This is a genomic window from Bacillus marasmi (genome assembly GCF_902168435.1).
Lineage (GTDB): Bacteria > Bacillota > Bacilli > Bacillales > Cytobacillaceae > Bacillus_BU > Bacillus_BU marasmi.
The window spans coordinates 35970-54722 of sequence record NZ_LR656179.1 but is presented as its reverse complement, the minus strand read 5'-3'; the positions used below and the strand labels follow the sequence as shown (position 1 = coordinate 54722).

Below are 18753 nucleotides of genomic sequence, written 5' to 3'. Positions count from 1 at the left end.
GAATGACGATTGGAGTTGTAGGAAGTGCTGAAATTATTCAGATCTTTGAAAGTTTACAAATTTCAGGTTGCTCTAGTGTTTCTATTTGTCTTTTTACAAACGCTAGCAGATTTATATTTACCAAGGCTGATGGCAAATATTATCAATGAGGGGGTTGTCAGTGGGGATACGAATTACATTTGGAAAATTGGTGGATACATGCTGCTTGTTGCAGCGGGTGGAATGATTTGTTCCATACTAGTAAGTTTTTATTCTGCCAGAGTTTCTGCAGCATTTGGAAGAAATACACGTGAGAAAGTATTCGCGCTCGTGCAAAATTTCTCTTTACAGGAAATTGATAAAATTGGAACTGCATCCTTAATCACAAGAACAACAAATGATATTACTCAAGTACAAAACGTCTTGATGATGATGCTTAGAATGATGATTATGGCACCAATTATGCTAATTGGTGGAATGATTATGGCCCTCAATCAAGATGCTGAGCTAACATGGGTGTTTGTCGGTGTTATTCCTGTTCTTGCAGTGGTGATATTGATTATTAGCAAAAAAGGAATTCCATTTTTTAAAGCAATGCAAGTGAAATTGGACCGCTTAAATCAAGTGGTACGTGAGCAATTAATGGGAATTCGAGTTATTCGCTCCTTTAATCGTGATGAGTATGAAAAGCAAAGATTTAGTGAAGCGAATTTTGATTTAACAGATACAGCTGTAAAAGTGAATCGGATTATGGCTTTTATGATGCCGATGATGATGCTGATTATGAATGTTTCGATTGTGGCAATTGTTTGGTTTGGTAGTGTTCGCATTGATAGTGGAGAAATGGCGGTCGGTGATTTAATGGCCTTCATCCAGTATGCGATGCAAATTATGATGTCGATTGTAATGGCTTCTTTCATGTTAGTGTTAGTTCCACGCGGTTCGGTTTCTGCTCAAAGAATAAACGAGGTGCTTGAATTGGCACCATCAATAGAAAACCCGAACCAGCCAATCCAATCAAACGAAAACAGAGGTTTAGTAGAGTTTAAGGATGTATCATTTAGTTACCCAGGGGCAGAGTTTCCTGCATTAATTAATATTTCTTTTACAGCAAAACCAGGTGAAACAACTGCAATTATCGGCGGAACCGGTTCAGGTAAAACAACGTTATTGAGTTTAATTCCGCGTTTCTACGATATATCAGATGGTGAATTACTCATCGATGGTGTCGATGTTCGGGAGCAAGCCCAAGGAGAGCTGCGCGAAAAAATGGGCTATGTACCACAGAAGGCAGTTTTATTTAGTGGCACGATAGCTGAAAATATTCGTTACGGGAAAGAGGACGCTACAGAGGAAGAAATCAGTTTTGCGGCGACAATCGCCCAAGCAGCAGAATTTATTTCGGAAAAAGAAAAAGGGTTTGAGTCTGAAATTTCTCAAGGTGGCACAAATGTTTCAGGTGGACAGAAACAGCGTTTAGCTATCGCGCGGGCCATCGTCCGAAAACCAAAAATTTATTTGTTTGATGATAGCTTTTCAGCATTAGACTTAAAAACCGATGCAAAGTTACGTGAGAATCTAAAAAGCGAAACAGAACATGCAACAGTTATTATTGTCGCACAACGTGTTACCACGGTCATGAATGCTGATCAAATCATTGTATTGGATGAAGGGAAAATTGCCGGTATGGGCACGCATAAGGAGTTATTAAACTTTTGTGAAGTGTACCGTGAAATCGTGTCTTCTCAAATGTCAGAGGAGGAGTCAGCATGAGCGAAAGAAAATTCGGAAAGAAAACGCAAGGTGGGCCAGGCTTTCGGGGACCTGGCTCAGGTGGACCGCACGGAATGGGAATGCCAGTTCAAAAAGCGAAGGATTTTAAAGGGACCTTTAATCGACTCATCCGTTACTTAAAACCATTAAGAATTCAATTATTACTAGTATTTTTAGCGGCAATTTTAAGTACGATTTTTTCAATCGTTAGCCCCAAGGTATTAGGAAAGGCCGTGACAAAACTTTTTGAAGGGATGATGGCAAAGTACCAAGGCGTGCCTGGTGCTGGGGTCGACTTTGGTTATATCGGGTATATTCTTTTAATTTTAGTAGTGTTATATGTGATAAGTTCGGCGTTTATGTATATACAGCAATATATTATGGCAGGTGTGGCACAGAAAGTAGTCTATAAGCTGCGCGAGGAGGTTAATGAAAAGCTTACGAAGCTGCCGTTAAAGTATTTTGACACAAGAACTCATGGTGAAATTTTGAGCCGTGTCACCAATGATATTGATAATATTGCGAACACTTTGCAGCAAAGCTTAACTCAATCGATTACTGCAGTCATTACAATCGTTGGCGTAATCATTATGATGCTGACAATCAGCCCTCTTTTGACGCTTATTAGTTTAGTGACGCTGCCGCTGAGCTTTATTGGTACAATCATGATTGCGAAGCGATCACAGAAATATTTTAAACAGCAGCAAAAAACGTTAGGCATTCTTAATGGCCATGTTGAAGAAATGTATACAGGACATCCGATTATTAAAGCATATGGTCGGGAAGGGAAATCAGTCGATACATTTAAGAAGATTAATGAGGAACTTTATGATTCAGGATGGAAGTCACAATTTATTTCCGGGATCATTATGCCGGCGATGCTCTTTATTAGTAACATTGGCTATGTGCTAATTTGTGTCATAGGTGGGATTTTTGTGACAAAAAGAACGATCGAAATCGGCGATATTCAAGCATTTATTCAATATGCACGTCAGTTTTCACATCCAATCTCGCAAACCGCGCAAATAGCTAATATTATTCAATCGACTATCGCTTCTGCGGAACGTGTTTTTGAAATTTTAGATGAAGAGGAAATGGTTGAGACAGGAGAGAAGAATGTTCTTGAAATACCTAAAGGAGCTGTGGTGTTCGACCATGTTCAATTCTCCTATAAAAAAGAGCAGCCTTTAATCACCGATTTATCGATTGACGTCAAACCAGGCCAAACAATTGCGATAGTCGGTCCTACTGGTGCAGGAAAAACGACATTGGTCAATTTATTAATGAGGTTTTATGAGCTTGACGGTGGAAAAATTATGATTGATGGAATGGATATTACCAAGCTGAAGCAGCAACAATTGCGGACCTTGTTTGGGATGGTGCTTCAAGATACATGGTTATTTAATGGGACCATTCGCGATAATATTGGTTATGGGCGAATTGGGGCAAGCGAGGAAGATATTGTGGCTGCAGCCAAAGCGGCACATGCTGATCAATTTATTCGGACTCTTCCTGAAGGCTATGATACGATATTAAATGAAGAGGCTTCAAACATTTCGCAAGGGCAAAAGCAATTATTAACGATAGCAAGGGCAATCCTCGCCAATCCAAGGATTTTAATATTAGATGAAGCAACGAGTAGCGTCGATACGCGGACAGAGGTTCAAATTCAACACGCAATGGAAGCGTTAATGAAAGGGAGAACTAGCTTTGTCATTGCCCATCGACTTTCAACCATTCGTGAAGCAGATTTAATTCTTGTCATGAACCACGGACAAGTAATTGAGCAAGGCACACATGACGAACTGTTACAACAAAAAGGCTTCTATGCTGACCTATACAGCAGCCAATTTACTCAAGGAAACTTCGAATCAGAACCAGCCTAACAACACATCACCGCATCAGCGTAACGGGGGACAGTCCCTCACTGCTTTAAAGCAGTGAGGGACTGTCCCCGCTTGCGTTAATGCGAGTAAGTATACCCTTATAGGTATGATGAACTATTTTTAAATCCACGAATATCTCTGTGTAGAAAACACCTCAATGATATCAACCGTTACAGGCATTTTGTCAATATTCGAGGAAATTTTTTAGGTGAACCCCCCTATGGTCTTATTATCTTTCCTGTATTTAAAATATGAATATAGTGCGAATGAAAACGCTTTCTACGGGAGGGATTATGTTAATGGGCAGTACAAAATACTATAGCATTGCCATTGTTGGTGCTGGTACAGCCGGGATTTCAATTGCCGCAAGAATATTACGAATGGCTCCGCACCTAAAGGAAAAAGTTGTACTGATTGATCCAGCTGAAAAGCATTATTATCAACCTCTTTGGACACTGGTAGGTGGCGGGGCAGCTCTAAAGGAAGATACTGTAAGAGATCAAAAGGATGTAATCCCAAATGAGGCTATATGGCTCAAAGATCAGGTAGTAAAATTTAATCCAACTGAAAATCAAGTGCAATTACAAAGTGGATTGACGATTCATTATAACTATCTCGTCGTTGCAGCAGGCATTGAGATTCTTTGGGATAAGGTTAAGGGTCTGAAAGAAGCGATTGGACAAGATGGAGTTTGTAGTAATTACTCTTATGAATATGTTAGTGATACTTGGTCAAATATTGAACAATTCAATGGGGGTACTGCGATCTTCACGCAACCGAGTACTCCAATAAAATGTGGTGGCGCACCTCAGAAAATAATGTACTTAGCTGATGATTACTTTCGGAAAAATGGAATTCGTGACAAGACGGAAATTCGTTTTATGTCAGGTATAGCAAATATTTTCCAAGTAAAACGTTATGCCGATACCCTCGAGGAAGTGATTCAAAGGAAGCAAATCAAAGCAAATTACTTAGAAGAATTAATTGAAATAAATGGTTCAGAAAAACTTGCTTTTTTTAAGAATATCGAAACAAAGGAAAAAACAACTCTAGCATACGATATGATTCACGTAACCCCGCCGATGGGACCACCAAAATTTATTGCAGAAAGTCCACTTTCGGATGTAGCCGGTTGGTTAGACGTTGATCCGTATACACTTAGACACAACCAGTTTAAAAATGTTTTCGGAGCAGGAGATTGTACCAATTTACCTACCTCTAAAACCGGTGCTGCTATTCGCAAACAAGCACCGACTGTTGCTGAGAACCTCCTTGCGGTTATGGAAAATAAGGATATGAAACAAAGATATGACGGTTATACATCTTGCCCGCTTGTAACTGGTTATAACCGTCTAGTATTAGCAGAATTTGATTACGATAAATTAGCGAAGGAATCTTTTCCAATTGATCAATCGAAGGAACGGGCTAGCATGTACTTTATGAAAAAGAGTCTGCTCCCGATTATGTATTGGAACGGAATGTTAAAAGGAACGATGTAGTGCTGAAGGGGGGAGGGACTTAGTTGGAAACAATCCAAAAGCAAAATGAGCATAATGAAATAGAAAGAATCTTGGGTGAACTAGAAAAAGAAGAACAATTGAATTCCCTTCATTACTTGGTACAAAAGCTACCTGAATTTGTAAAAGCTACCCAAGCAGTTGATGAACAGTTGTCTTTTATCCAATCAGTATTAGCTGATAAACAATCGCTATCCACGCTTGCCGCAGAATGTGAGAGCCGTTGGGACTCTTTGCATATTACAAATGAGCACTTTGATAGTCTCGTTAAAATAACACATTTATTGCCAAGGATCGTGCCACGACTTGAAAAACTAGAGGAAGCAGTCCAATTTGTCGAAAATGTGTTGCACGATAAGCAATCAGTTGACTATTTCCTTCGTTCCTTGAACGATAATGTAGCTCTACAACGAGGGCTAGAAATTTTTAACGAAACAAATGAGCGTTTCTCCCAAGAGAGTGATACGAATATCACGATTTTAAAAATGTATCGTTTGCTTAAGGATCCTATGCTACAAAAAGGATTTCGGTATATCGAGACTTTATTAGGAGTAATCCAAACGAAAAAATAATAATTGGAGGATGATAGGAAATGCTATTTCGCTCTTTTTTTGATGAAAACCTTGCACATATGTCATATTTAATCGGCTGCCAACGAACTGGAGATTCAATCGTTATTGACCCAGCTCGTAATATTGAAGTCTATATAAAAGAAGCCGAAAAAGAAGGCCTAAACATAACTGCGGCAACGGAAACACATATTCATGCCGATTTTGTATCTGGTTGTAAGCAATTAGCAAGGACTGTTGGGGCAAAGCTGTACCTATCTGATGAAGGGGATGAAAACTGGAAATATCAGTACCTGAATGAAGTGAAGTATGAGCTCGTTAAGGAAGGTAGTTCTTTTATGGTCGGGAACGTGAAATTTGATGTCATTCATACACCTGGTCACACACCAGAGAGTATATCTTTTATTCTTACAGACATTGGTGGTGGGGCAACTAAACCGATGGGAATTTTCTCGGGTGACTTTGTTTTCGTTGGTGATATCGGCCGCCCAGATCTCCTTGAAAAGGCTGCAGGAGTTGAAGGTACGGCAGAGCCTGGGGCAAGACAGATGTTCCAATCCTTGAAAAAATTTAAACAGCTTCCAGATTATCTTCAAGTTTGGCCGGCACATGGGGCAGGTAGTGCTTGTGGTAAAGCGTTAGGGGCAGTACCGGTCTCGACAGTCGGATATGAAAAAATGAATAACTGGGCGCTTCGAATAAATAATGAAGACGAATTTGTAAAAGTTCTTTTATCAGGTCAACCTGAGCCACCGCTTTATTTTGCGATGATGAAAAAATTAAATAAAATTGGTCCAGCCTATCTACCAACAAGAGAAATTCCGTTTATTAATAGTCTCGAAACGCTAGAAAAACTTAGTCAACCGAGTACAGTTATCATTGATACACGCCCTGCCAAGGAATTTGCCCAAGGTCATTTGCCAGGGACGATTAATATTCCTTACAATAAATCGTTTACCAATTGGGCGGGATGGTTCGTAACCTATGAACAGGACATTGTCTTAATTGCAGAAGAAACAAATTTAGTACAAATGAAACAAGCATTAACTTCAATTGGTCTTGATCGAATCATTGGTGTGGTCAATCCGTTATTAGTAACTAGTAGCCATGAGCTTGAATCTTATTCGGAAATTGATGTGTACCAATTAGAAGACTATTTATCAAATGACCAATATTGTCTTATTGATGTTCGCGGTCAGAGCGAATGGGAGGAAGGTAGATTACCAAATGCTATCCACATCATGCTTGGTACTTTACCAAAGCGCTTGGATGAAATCCCTAGTGGAAAGACGTGTATTCTCCAATGCCGATCTGGTGCACGGTCTGCCATCGCCGCAAGTTTGCTCCAAGCATACGGAATAAAAAAGGTTGTAAACCTAAAAGGTGGATACTTGGACTGGGCTAAAGAAAAACTACCGATTATTAAAGCCTAAGCTTAATAGTCAGATATATTACATTATCAAAGAAATCTCTTAAGAGCCCCCTTTTGTTAAGGGGGTCCATTTGCTAATCTATTGCGCCTGTTTCCTCTGCCTATTAAACTAATTGAAAAGAGCGCTAGATTGCGAGTGGAGGAAATATGATGAAGGATTTGCATAGCAATGATTTTATGGATGAGATTTATCAAGTAATTCAAGATGGAATCATTATTATGGATGATAATCGATGCATTATCAAGATGAATCCTGCTGCCCGCAAGATGACTGGGTGGAAAATTGGTGGAAATGTTCCCTTTTGCTCATTCTGTGAATGTAGAGAATTACATCAAAACGAGGGAAGATGTTATTTGATTGATCGTCAAGAGGTCCCTTATTTTTTATCACAAATGCCAACATACCATGGGGAAAAAATCGATGTTGAAATGAGCACGGCATTAATTTTTAATGATGATTTAAATAACGAAAAATATTATTTATTAGTTCTTCGTGATCAAACTGTGAAAAAGAAAGAAGAGGAAGCACGATTATCAAAGCTAATGGTAAAAAAATTAATTGAGGCAAGGGAAAGTGAACAAAAGCGGCTTGCCCAAGAACTCCATGATAATGTAGGTCAGTCGCTTTTCAGTGTATCAATCGCTTTAGATAATATAGTCCACCGTATCGATGATATGAAACTTCATGAATATGTCATGGAGGTAAGAACTGAATTAGGAAAAGTGATGGAGGATGTGAAGCTATATTCCCATCAGTTAAGGCCGCGAAGTTTGGATCAACTTGGGTTGGTACCGACCATTGAAGCACTCGTTGAGTCTACTCAAACAAAAATGCCTCATACCCTATTTCAATTCAATTCGAATATAGAACTGCGTCTTGAGCCAATTGTAGAAATAAATTTATACAGAGTAACACAGGAGGCGTTACATAACATTATGAAACATTCAATGGCAAGAGCTGTTAATGTAGATCTCTACCGCAGAGATGGCATGATTTATTTGAATATCATCGATGACGGAGTAGGGTTTAATAATAATGGGAAAAGCGAAGGTCTAGGACTTACGCATATAGAAGAACGCATCTCTCAGTTAAACGGGACGGTTTTGATTGAATCTGAGCTGGATAAGGGTGTTATGATATCGATCATCGTTCCGGAAAGTCAAGGGGTGTTACATGGATAAAACAAAAGTGCTGATTGTAGATGATCATGTATTGATTCGCAAAGGGATTAAGCTTCTTTTGGAACAATTTTCGGATATAGAGGTGATTGGGGAAGCGAGTGAAGGGGCAGAGGCGATTATATTAGCCAATAAGCATCAACCGGATATAGTGCTAATGGATTTATCAATGCCAGACGGACTGGATGGGTTTACGGCAGCGAAAGCAATCATGGCCGATGTGGAGCATGTCAAAGTTATTCTTGTTACTATGCATGATGGTGAGATTTATGTTCGGAAGTGTATTACAGAGCAACTTCACGGTTATCTGTTAAAGACAAGCCAAGCAACCGAAATGTACGAAGCGATTCAAACAGTTTTAGCTGGGAAGCATTATTTTCAAACAAATCTTCCGGAGGAGCATATGGAGAAGCTTCTTAAAGAAAAGCAATCAAAGCCAATATTGTCTTTAAGAGAGAAGGGGGTTGTACGGTTGACGTCATTAGGATATACAAATGTGGAAATAGCCCAAAAGCTAGGAATAAGTCCAAAAACGGTCGAAAATCATAAAGCGAATATTATGTCAAAGCTCGGTTTAAAGGGGAAGCATGAGCTTGTCAAATTCGCTTTAAACAACTACTATGTCATTATTAGCGAAGAAAGTCCTTTATAGAAAGGAAAGCTATAAATGGATTATTCTATATGGCTATTAATCCTCTTATTTATTATCGGTTCAATCGGATCATTATTATCAGGTATGGTGGGAATAGGCGGATCTATCATAAAATATCCGATGCTGCTATATATTCCGCCCTTTCTCGGATTTATGGCATTTACTGCACAGGAAGTCTCTGCAATTAGTGCGATACAGGTGTTTTTTGCAACGCTCTCAGGAATGCTAGTCTTTAAAAAGGATGGCTATATCTCAATTCCGCTTGTTGCATATATGGGAGGTACTATAATAATAGGAAGTTTCATTGGGGGATATGGCTCTAAATTTTTAAGTAACGGGACGATAAACCTAGTTTATGCAATCCTCGCATTATTGGCCGCTGTGTTGATGTTATTTCCAAGACCTAATACAAATGGAGACGAAAAAACTACAGTAGTATCCTTCAATCGTTTTTTGGCAATAATATTTGCGTTGGTTGTCGGAATTTCTTCAGGAATAGTTGGAGCTGCAGGTGCCTTTATCCTGGTACCTATCATGCTAGTTATATTAAAAATCCCAACTCGGGTTGCCATTGGATCATCTTTGGCGATCACATTTATTTCTTCGATAGGAGCGACAATTGGGAAGGTATTTGGTGGTCATATGCTGTTGGTCCCGTCAATAGTCATGGTAATCTCAAGCTTAATTGCAGCTCCAATCGGTGCACGACTAAGTAAAAAAATAAATACTAAGTCGTTAGAAAAAATACTATTTATTATCATCGTGGCAACTGTAATAAAAATTTGGTATGAACTCTTATTTACGTGAATGTAAAGTGATCCTTCGTTTTCTTAATGGAAAAAGGAGCGGTGGGAATAACCTGCCGTTTCTTTTTTTGTGGAAAATATTATTCTAATATAGATAAAAGCGATAGGTTGTCATCTTTTTAATCGGTAAAATGAATTTATTAAGATTCAAAATGTCCGATATACTTGTAGAGTAAAGGGTCGGGCTGGAAATTTGTATTTGAAAAGGTCGGGTTACCATTGAAACAAATATTAATTAAATGTATTTACCTCCTTGTAGCTATCTCCTTCTTTACCACCATCTTTTATTTTGTCCAAGCTGGAGCTAACAGTATCATGATTGATTCCATTACATATTTAAGGAATGCCGATGTAGAAGGTTTCCGCGATTATTTACTATCTTTTGGTCCATATGCAGCCATTGTATCGGTTTGCTGATGGTGTTTCAGTCAATCATTGCTCCATTGCCGGGGTTTGTCATTACGTTTGCAAACGGTTTGTTGTTTGGCTGGTTATTCATAACCTGGATGAATAAAATAAAACAGGCTCTCCTAAAATTCTTCAGACCAGAACACCGCTTGATTTTTATCAAAATCCGACATCAGAGAAGATTGCAGCTTTCTTTTCATTGCCAAATCGTTTTAGTAAACAACGCTGGGAGGAAACACTTCAACAACAATGGCCTAGCAATAACGAAAATGATATGAGCCGGATTCCTGCCAATGCATTATTTCTTAGAAAAAAGAAACAAGAACTGACAATAGAAAAAGATGATCGTAATCAGACGATTGTCTGGCGGGAAGGGATCGTGACTAGAGTCAGGCATGAACAAAAGGGGAATATCGCATTAATCGAAACGTCTGGGATCATCTTTGAAGTGGAGTTGACGGTGTGGGACATTATTCCGAAACAGATGGAGTTTGTTGAAATTGGTATTCCAATCGCAAAAATCATCTGGTACCCTTCAGCTGCAATTCGCTGATCATAGTTTTTGCGGACATAGGATCCGCTATTTGTGCTAAAATCAGCATTTTTGAGCTGGAAGCGGACATAGAATCCGCTATTGAGCCAAAAACGGGTCTAGCCTTAAGCGTATTGACTAAATAGGGTACCTGGTGTCCGTAAAACATCTAAAAGAAGGCATTTGATTGAAAATAAGGTACAATATGTCCGCTTAAATCACATGCATCATCATAAACAGAAAGAGGTTTGGCTGAGCGGACGGAAGGGTTTATTTTATTCTCGCTGTTAGCATTATTTCAAAACCAGCTTGTCTTATGGACGATTGTGTTTATTGTTGTAGAAATCATTACTGGCTTACAAAGACTGCTGGAGGCGAGACGGATATTAAATTAATTGAATTTGTAAATAATAGGATTGGTCACGTATTAATACGTGGCCAATTTTTTATGTTTGTTAAAAAGAAAAAAACGTTAACTGAACCGAATCAGAAAGAAAGAACCCCCTTCTGAAATTTTATTTTAAAAAATAAATAAATATATTGAAATATTATTTCAGTAGAATTATAATGAGTTTGTGGGTAACCGCTTTCACCACGAATCGTAATACAGGAGGTTTACAAGATGATGAAAGAAAAGCTTGGCTTATTAACAACAGAATCTCGTAATCAATACTCAATGAATATAGATAGTGCTACACCAATTGAAATTTTGCAAATCATGAACGATGAGGATCAGAAAATTGCCTTGGCAGTTAAGGAAGTCCTGCCAGATGTAGAAGTAGCAGTAAATTACGCCGTAAAATCTTTGAAAAACGGAGGAAGGCTCATCTATATGGGAGCTGGAACTAGTGGGCGACTTGGAGTGCTCGACGCCGTTGAATGTCCGCCAACCTTCAGCACCAACCCAAATTTGGTACAAGGTTTAATTGCGGGCGGTGACGGGGCGTATGTAAAGGCAGTTGAAGGTGCTGAAGATCGACCTGACTTCGGCGAAAATGATTTAAGAGCGATTCATTTAACAGCAAATGATACTGTAATTGGATTGGCAGCAAGTGGTCGTACTCCTTATGTGATCGGTGCGTTGCAGTATGCCAGAAGCGTTGGCGCAAAAACAGTTGCGATATCCTGCAATAAAGATGCAACGATTAGCAAAGAGGCGGATCAAGCAATCGAGGTTGTCGTAGGTCCGGAAGTATTAACTGGGTCCACTCGTTTAAAAGCTGCAACTGCTCAGAAAATGATTCTTAACATGATTTCAACGTCTTCGATGATTTTATTAGGAAAAGCGTATGAAAATTTAATGGTAGATGTACATGTTAGCAATAAAAAGCTAAAAGAACGGGCGATTAATATCATCCGAAAAATCACAAATGTATCTTATGACGAAGCATTAGAAACACTAGAAAAGGCTAATAATCAAGTGAAAATTGCGATTGTCATGATTATGGCGAAAACAACTGTAGAAGAGGCAACAAGACTGTTAGCCGAAGCAGATGGATATGTGAAAAAGGCGGTTGAAATCGCTAAAGGATAATGAAAAAGGTGGTCAGGGCAAATGGCAAAAGGCGGCTTAAAAATGCTTCAAAATATGCTCGAAACTCTGCCAGCTTCAGAGCGGAAAATAGCTCAGTTTATTTTGGATAATCCGGAAGCTGTCGTCAACACGACTGCAAATGAATTGGGTGTCCAAGCAAATACGAGTGCTGCGGCAGTGATCAGGCTTTGTAAGTCATTGGGGTTAAATGGCTTTCAGGATTTAAAGGTTCGCGTTGCTGGTGATTTAGCAAAACCAGCTGAGCATGGATATCGCGATATTGAACCAGATGAATCCTTTTATTCTATCGTTCAAAAAACAACGAGTAACAGCATTCAAACCTTACGGGATTCTGAAGAAATTATTAATTATGAGGAGCTTGAAAAGGCGGTCCATACCTTAATCGATGCGAAGCATGTCCATTTGTTCGGGATTGGAGCATCACATATCATTGCGCTGGATGCTCAGCAAAAATTTATCCGGATTAATAAAACCGCTTCAGCCTTTGTTGATACACATCTAGCGGCAACATTAATAGGAAATGCAGAAAAAGACGATGTTGTCTTCGGAATTTCCCATTCCGGTGAGACACCGGAGGTTATTAAAATCATGTCACTGGCCAAAGAGCGCGGCGTTAAGACCATAAGTCTTACGCAGTATGGTCAATCAACCGTATCCAGCTTAGCTGATATAAAGCTATTTACATCTAGGACGGCTGAGGCACCATTCCGAAGTGCTGCGACCTCGTCAAGGTTGGCACAGCTATACATGATCGATATTTTATTTTTATCGATGGCGACTGCCCAGTATGGAGAAACCGTTAGCTATATTGATAAAACAAGAGAAGCGATTCGTTTTTTAAAAGAAGGAAAATAGAATGAATACTTTTTGGAGGTGATGCCGAAAAATCATCAATCGGGGAAATCATTTCACTAACCGTACTTCTATAGCTTTTCAAAGAAAAAAAGGGAAATGAGGGAAACAGAATGGCTGGAGAATTTAAATTGCTCGCTGAGAAATTGCTTGAACAATTAGGGGGTCCGTCCAATATTGCCTCTTATACGCATTGTATGACGCGACTTCGTGTTACCCCTATAGACGAATCGATTGTCAACAAAACAGCGATTAAGAAAATAGATGGAGTTATGGGACTTGTAGAAGAAGAAACATTACAAATTATTATTGGTCCCGGAAAAGTAACTAAAGTTAGTGAAGAGTTTGGTAAATTAATAGAAGCAGCAGGCGGGATTGATTTAAAAGGCAAAGCAGCTGACAAAAAAGCGGAAATTAATAAAAAGAATGCAACACCGTTTAAATTATTTTTGCGAAAGATTGCCAGTATCTTTATCCCATTAATTCCGGCACTTGTCGCATCAGGATTAATTAACGGGATTACGAAGGCTGTCATTCAAGCAGGTTGGCTAGATGGAGAGTCACAGCTAGCGATGATTTTAACGGTCATCGGTGGTGGGTTATTTAGCTACCTTGGAATTTTAGTAGGTATCAATGCAGCGAAGGAATTTGGCGGTTCACCAGCACTAGGTGGTCTAGCGGGTATCCTGATTATTAACCCTGCATCTGCTGGAATTGAACTATTTGGCACAGCATTGCTACCAGGTCGTGGCGGTTTAATCGGTGTCCTGTTAGCCGCAATCTTTATTGCTCTAGTTGAAAAACGAGTTCGTAAGTACGTTCCAGCGTCACTTGATATTATTATTACCCCAACTGTTTCATTATTGATTACTGGTATTATTACTTATCTTGTTTTTATGCCAATCGGTGGTTTCGTATCAGATGCAATTACAAACGGTCTTACATCAATTTTAGATATGGGTGGAGCGTTTGCGGGCTTTGTGCTTGGTGCAACTTTCCTACCATTAGTTGTAACCGGCTTACACCAAGGGTTGACACCTATTCATTTAGAGTTAATCAATACGCTTGGAGATGATCCCTTACTGCCAATTTTAGCAATGGGTGGAGCAGGACAAGTGGGTGCAGCCTTTGCGATTTATTTTAAAACGAAGAAAACTCGTTTAAAAAGAGCAATTGGTGGCGGTCTTCCATCAGGTTTATTAGGAATTGGGGAACCATTAATATTCGGTGTTACACTTCCATTAGGACGCCCATTCTTAACAGCATGCTTAGGTGCTGGTGTCGGTGCTGCATTCCAGGCATCATTTGAAGTAGCAACTGTCGCAATCGGTGTTTCAGGTCTACCATTAGCATTCATCGTAAATCCAGGTGAGGTACTGCTATATCTTGCAGGGTTAGTAATTGCTTACATTGCAGGCTTCGTTCTAACTTATTTATTTGGCTATAATGATAGCATGGCAAGTGAATTTGAATGATCGGTATCTCATTCTATTTGAATGACCCTAAAGCCGAGGATAGAATCAAATTTGCTGCAGAGAAAGGAGTGAAGCGAGCGTTTACCTCGCTTCATATTCCTGAAGAGTCTGGAGATTTAGCTGTGCGGGCTAAACACTTGCTTGAACTGGCCCAGCAATTTGGTATTGAAGTTTTTTCGGACGTTTCAAGTAGAACTCCAGCTCATTTAGGGCTAACGAGCTTAGAACAATTAGCGGAGCTTGGTGTTGTAGGGCTCAGGTTAGATGATTTTTTTAATCATGAAACAATTTTACGCTTAGCGGAAAAATTTAAAATTGCTTTAAACTCAAGCATCATTTTGGAAGAAGAATTAATGGCATTAATCGAGTCAGGCTTGGACCCTAAACAGCTCATTGCCTGGCATAATTTTTACCCACGAGTCGAAACTGGACTGTCAGAACCATTTTTTCTAAAGCAAAATGCTTTGTTTCAACGATTTGGAATTCCTGTAAGTGCTTATATTTGCGGTGATGGGGAAAAACGAGGTCCTTTATTTGCGGGGTTGCCAACATTAGAAAATCATCGTAGTATTGATCCATTTGCCAGTGCGCTTGATTTAGTTCAAATGGGTGTGAAGGATGTATATATTGGTGATCCGGAAGTAAGTGGGGAATTGCTAGAAAAATTAATCATGTTTGATTCGAAAAATACAGTGCCGCTTCGAATTGACGGCTTTCAAGCAGGTGATTTTCGATTGCGTCCGGACTTTGCTCGTGACGTATTACGATTGATGGACACTAGATGTACGGAACCCGTACCACCTCATGCAACGCTTGAGCGGCCCTTTGGAACTATCACGGTTGATAATGATTTATACGGACGTTATCGGGGCGAAGTACAAATTGCGCTTCAGGATTTAGAGGCTGATACACGCGTCAATGTTGTCGGAAAAGTAATCGAAGCAGATTTACCAATCCTTCGTTTTATCCAACCAGGCTATAAAATTAAGCTAATTAATTGATAAAAATTCGAAGGGGATCCATGCTTACAGTAGGGGTTCCCTTTATTTTTGAAATGTTCACCTGAAAGGTTGAATCAAAATGACACAAAACAATAGTGAAATTTTACTCATAGGCATGAAAATATATGCTGAAGGTAACATCATCGACAATGGTTATTTAATCATAAATGACACAGTAATAAATCAATATGGTGATGCTGCCGATTTACGTAACAGTAGGGATGAATTTGAAACTGTTATCGATGTAAATGCAGGTTATAGTCTAGTTCCTGGCTTTATCGATCTTCATATCCACGGGGCAGGTGGCGCTGACACAATGGATGCCACTTTCCAAGCATTGGAAACGATGGCCAACGTTCTTCCTAAGGAAGGCACCACTAGCTTTTTAGCGACAACGATGACTCAAAGCGAAGCAGCAATTGAAGCTGCATTACGTAATGCAGCAAATTATATGAATCTAAATCAGCACCAAGGTAAAGCTGAGGTGATTGGCATTCATCTTGAAGGTCCATTTGTCAACACTAAACGCGCTGGGGCACAGCCTTTACAGTATATTGTTAATCCTAATTTAGAGCAATTTAAACATTGGAACAATTTAGCGGGTGGTCAGATTAAACAGGTTACTTTAGCGCCTGAATGTCCCGGCGGATTAGAGCTGGTCGATTATTTACATGAGAATGGCATCATCGCTTCAATTGGCCATAGTGATGCCAGTTTTTCAGAGGTAGAGACAGCTGTTGCCAAAGGTGCACGCCAAGTGACGCACTTATATAATCAAATGAGTCCTTTGCATCATCGTGAACCTGGAGTTGTAGGTGCTGCATTATTGCAGGATGGATTAAAGGCGGAAATCATCGTAGATGGAATTCATTCTAGACCTGAAATGGTAAAGCTATGCTTTAAGCAAAAAGGCAGTGATGGAATGATATTAATAACCGATGCGATGAGGGCAAAAGGCTTGGGGGATGGAACATATGACCTTGGAGGTCAAGTGGTTACCGTTCAAGGTGGAAGAGCAAGCTTAGCTGATGGAACGCTGGCAGGTAGTGTATTAACAATGGGGCAGGCAGTTAAAAATATGCTTCAGTATACTGGATGTTCCTTAGCACACATCATCGAAATGGCATCAATTAATCCGGCAAAGCAATTATCGATGTTTGAGCAAAAAGGTAGCATTGCTGTTGGAAAAGATGCGGACTTGGTTATTTTAGACTATAACAATGATGTATATATGACAATTTGTCGCGGAAAAATAGCCTATCACAGAGGGGGATAACATCATGAATATCATTGAAGTAAAAGATTATCAAGCGATGAGTGAAAAGGCATCACTATATGTCATTGATAAGGTGCGTGAAGCACCATTTATTAATCTCGGATTGGCGACCGGCGGGACACCGATAGGTTTGTATAAGTTATTGGTTGAAGACTATCGGAAGAATCATACTTCTTATAAAAATGTTACTACGTTTAATCTCGATGAATATGTAGGACTTTCCGGAAATCACCCGAATAGCTATCGCTATTTTATGAACGAAAAGCTATTTAATCATATTGGGATAAAAAAAATAAATACCTTTATCCCGAACGGTGCTGCAGACGATATTTTAAACGAATGTAATATGTATGAGCAATTAATTAATCAAAAGGGCGGAATTGATTTGCAGATACTTGGCATTGGTAGCAATGGTCATATTGGCTTTAACGAGCCTGGAACAAAGTTCGATTCGAGAACCCATATTGTAGACCTTGCTCCTTCAACAAGAGAGGCGAATGCAAGATTTTTTAACACTCCAAATGAAGTTCCTACAAAAGCTATTACGATGGGGATTTCTACCATCATGAAAAGTAAGGAAATTCTTTTGCTTATTTCTGGAGAATCAAAAAGCGATGCGCTACACAGACTTTTGCATGATGGAGTGTGTGAGAGCTTCCCAGCCTCAGTATTAAAAAATCATCCCAAAGTTACGATTATTGCTGACGAAGCAGCACTACGAAAAAAGCTAACATTGACATCTTGTTGTTAAGGTAGCCATTTCAACGCTTGTTCAATGAAGGTTTTCGATATTAAGGACAGCGTTTTTTGCTTGTTATACACAAGATAAAAATAGCGCTCGTCATTGAATTCTGGTATTTCATACATGTTTATCATTTGGTTATCAGCATAACCCTTTGCCGCAATTTCAGAGATAATTGAAATGCCGATATTTTGGATTACGTATTGAATCAAGCTCTGTCCGTCATCGGTATAGGCAATGATATTGAGCTTGTCTTTTGAAATGTGCTGCTTCTTCAAAAAGCGTTCTAGCATTGCATTGGTCCCTGAACCGACATTTCGCATCACAAATGGATAGTTTATGATGTCCTTAAGTTTGATCGGGTTGTTGATTTTAGTTTGAGTAGACGTGATGAGTACTAATTTTTCTTTCAATAATGGGATATAGTGGAGTCGGTCATTTTCATATTTTTCTCCCAATATACCAAAATCAACAAGACCATTAAGGACTTTATCAGCTACAAGCTTGGATGAAGACTGCTTTATATGAAAGGTTACTTGTGAGTACTCCTCTCTAAATTTCTTCACCATTTTAGGTAAAATAAATTGTCCAGGGACAGAGCTGACTGCTACTTGAATTTTGCCACGGAAGGCCGTCGTTTCTTGATTCAGATCGAGCAATGCTTGATCCTTTAATAATATTATTTGTTGGGCCCAATGATAAAGGCGTTCTCCCTGTGGTGTCAGGATAATTTCCCGACCTACCCGGTCGAATAGTTGTACGTTGAGCGTTTTCTCCAGCGAGTTTATATGAGAACTAACAGTAGACTGACTTAGAAATATGTCATCGGCTGCTTTGGAGAAACTACGGTGCTCGACGACTTTTGTGAATACCTGCAGTTGGTGAAAATCCAGAAAAATCACCTCATTATCGGAATATTAGATTAATGATTATAGAATGTTTCGATAGATACTATTATATTGTATTACAAACAACCGACAATTAATAAGTTAACATTAGTGAAAAACCAAATATTTTATGACAGTAAAGCAGTGGGGGACTGTCCCCCACTGCTTTACTGTGTAAAAGGACAAATTGTGCGTTTACCATAGGACGAGATTTGTTATTGTTACATAGTTT

18 protein-coding genes are annotated in these 18753 nt (G+C 39.3%); 17 read left to right on the top strand and 1 reads right to left on the bottom strand.

Going from position 1 to position 18753, the window contains the following annotated elements; genetic code table 11:
* Nucleotides 1-24 precede the first annotated feature (24 nt).
* The 17 genes from FXW34_RS18915 (at nucleotide 25) to nagB (ending at nucleotide 17643) form a co-directional block, all read left to right on the top strand.
* Nucleotides 25-1752 carry an ABC transporter ATP-binding protein gene (locus FXW34_RS18915; protein WP_147535622.1) on the top strand — a complete coding sequence of 576 codons (1728 nt, stop codon included), beginning with the start codon at nucleotides 25-27 and terminating at the stop codon, nucleotides 1750-1752.
* On the top strand, nucleotides 1749-3638 hold the full coding sequence (locus FXW34_RS18910) for an ABC transporter ATP-binding protein (RefSeq protein WP_147535621.1): 1890 nt from the start codon (nucleotides 1749-1751) through the stop codon (nucleotides 3636-3638). Before FXW34_RS18915 ends, FXW34_RS18910 begins: the two co-directional genes overlap by 4 nt.
* A 299-nt stretch (nucleotides 3639-3937) precedes the next feature.
* A complete protein-coding gene (locus tag FXW34_RS18905; protein ID WP_147535620.1) occupies nucleotides 3938-5137 on the top strand; it encodes an FAD/NAD(P)-binding oxidoreductase in 1200 nt (399 codons plus the stop codon).
* 23 nt (nucleotides 5138-5160) lie between these two features.
* Complete coding sequence (locus tag FXW34_RS18900; RefSeq protein ID WP_147535619.1) at nucleotides 5161-5727, top strand: hypothetical protein; 567 nt, start codon at nucleotides 5161-5163, stop codon at nucleotides 5725-5727.
* A 20-nt stretch (nucleotides 5728-5747) separates the two neighbouring features.
* Nucleotides 5748-7157, top strand: a complete 1410-nt coding sequence (locus FXW34_RS18895) for an MBL fold metallo-hydrolase (protein ID WP_147535618.1) — start codon at nucleotides 5748-5750, stop codon at nucleotides 7155-7157.
* 149 nt (nucleotides 7158-7306) lie between these two features.
* A complete protein-coding gene (locus tag FXW34_RS18890; protein WP_147535617.1) occupies nucleotides 7307-8338 on the top strand; it encodes a PAS domain-containing sensor histidine kinase in 1032 nt (343 codons plus the stop codon).
* Nucleotides 8331-8987, top strand: a complete 657-nt coding sequence (locus FXW34_RS18885) for a response regulator transcription factor (RefSeq protein ID WP_147535616.1) — start codon at nucleotides 8331-8333, stop codon at nucleotides 8985-8987. The genes FXW34_RS18890 and FXW34_RS18885 overlap by 8 nt, the downstream gene beginning before the upstream one ends.
* Before the next feature lie 15 nt (nucleotides 8988-9002).
* Entirely contained in the window at nucleotides 9003-9794 is a 792-nt protein-coding gene (locus FXW34_RS18880; RefSeq protein ID WP_147535615.1) for a sulfite exporter TauE/SafE family protein, read from the top strand.
* A 218-nt stretch (nucleotides 9795-10012) separates the two neighbouring features.
* Complete coding sequence (locus tag FXW34_RS18875; protein WP_147535614.1) at nucleotides 10013-10210, top strand: hypothetical protein; 198 nt, start codon at nucleotides 10013-10015, stop codon at nucleotides 10208-10210.
* A gap of 190 nt (nucleotides 10211-10400) precedes the next feature.
* Nucleotides 10401-10754, top strand: a complete 354-nt coding sequence (locus FXW34_RS18870) for a hypothetical protein (protein ID WP_147535613.1) — start codon at nucleotides 10401-10403, stop codon at nucleotides 10752-10754.
* Between the two features lie 227 nt (nucleotides 10755-10981).
* Nucleotides 10982-11128, top strand: a complete 147-nt coding sequence (locus FXW34_RS18865) for a hypothetical protein (RefSeq protein WP_246141195.1) — start codon at nucleotides 10982-10984, stop codon at nucleotides 11126-11128.
* Between the two features lie 230 nt (nucleotides 11129-11358).
* Nucleotides 11359-12267 (top strand): N-acetylmuramic acid 6-phosphate etherase, encoded by a 909-nt coding sequence (gene murQ, locus FXW34_RS18860; protein WP_147535638.1) that lies wholly within the window; start codon nucleotides 11359-11361, stop codon nucleotides 12265-12267.
* 21 nt (nucleotides 12268-12288) lie between these two features.
* Nucleotides 12289-13143 (top strand): MurR/RpiR family transcriptional regulator, encoded by an 855-nt coding sequence (locus tag FXW34_RS18855; protein ID WP_147535612.1) that lies wholly within the window; start codon nucleotides 12289-12291, stop codon nucleotides 13141-13143.
* Between the two features lie 110 nt (nucleotides 13144-13253).
* Nucleotides 13254-14615: a PTS transporter subunit EIIC gene (locus tag FXW34_RS18850; RefSeq protein ID WP_147535611.1), complete on the top strand. Its 1362-nt coding sequence runs from the start codon at nucleotides 13254-13256 to the stop codon at nucleotides 14613-14615.
* Nucleotides 14612-15616, top strand: a complete 1005-nt coding sequence (locus tag FXW34_RS18845; protein WP_147535610.1) for a MupG family TIM beta-alpha barrel fold protein — start codon at nucleotides 14612-14614, stop codon at nucleotides 15614-15616. Before FXW34_RS18850 ends, FXW34_RS18845 begins: the two co-directional genes overlap by 4 nt.
* 79 nt (nucleotides 15617-15695) lie before the next feature.
* Nucleotides 15696-16892 (top strand): N-acetylglucosamine-6-phosphate deacetylase, encoded by a 1197-nt coding sequence (gene nagA, locus FXW34_RS18840; protein WP_147535609.1) that lies wholly within the window; start codon nucleotides 15696-15698, stop codon nucleotides 16890-16892.
* A 4-nt stretch (nucleotides 16893-16896) separates the two neighbouring features.
* A complete protein-coding gene (gene nagB, locus FXW34_RS18835; protein ID WP_147535608.1) occupies nucleotides 16897-17643 on the top strand; it encodes a glucosamine-6-phosphate deaminase in 747 nt (248 codons plus the stop codon).
* Here the strand turns inward: nagB and FXW34_RS18830 are convergent.
* Nucleotides 17640-18536: a selenium metabolism-associated LysR family transcriptional regulator gene (locus FXW34_RS18830; protein ID WP_246141193.1), complete on the bottom strand. Its 897-nt coding sequence runs from the start codon at nucleotides 18534-18536 to the stop codon at nucleotides 17640-17642. The two genes, nagB and FXW34_RS18830, sit on opposite strands and share 4 nt — an antisense overlap.
* Between the last annotated feature and the right edge of the window lie 217 nt (nucleotides 18537-18753).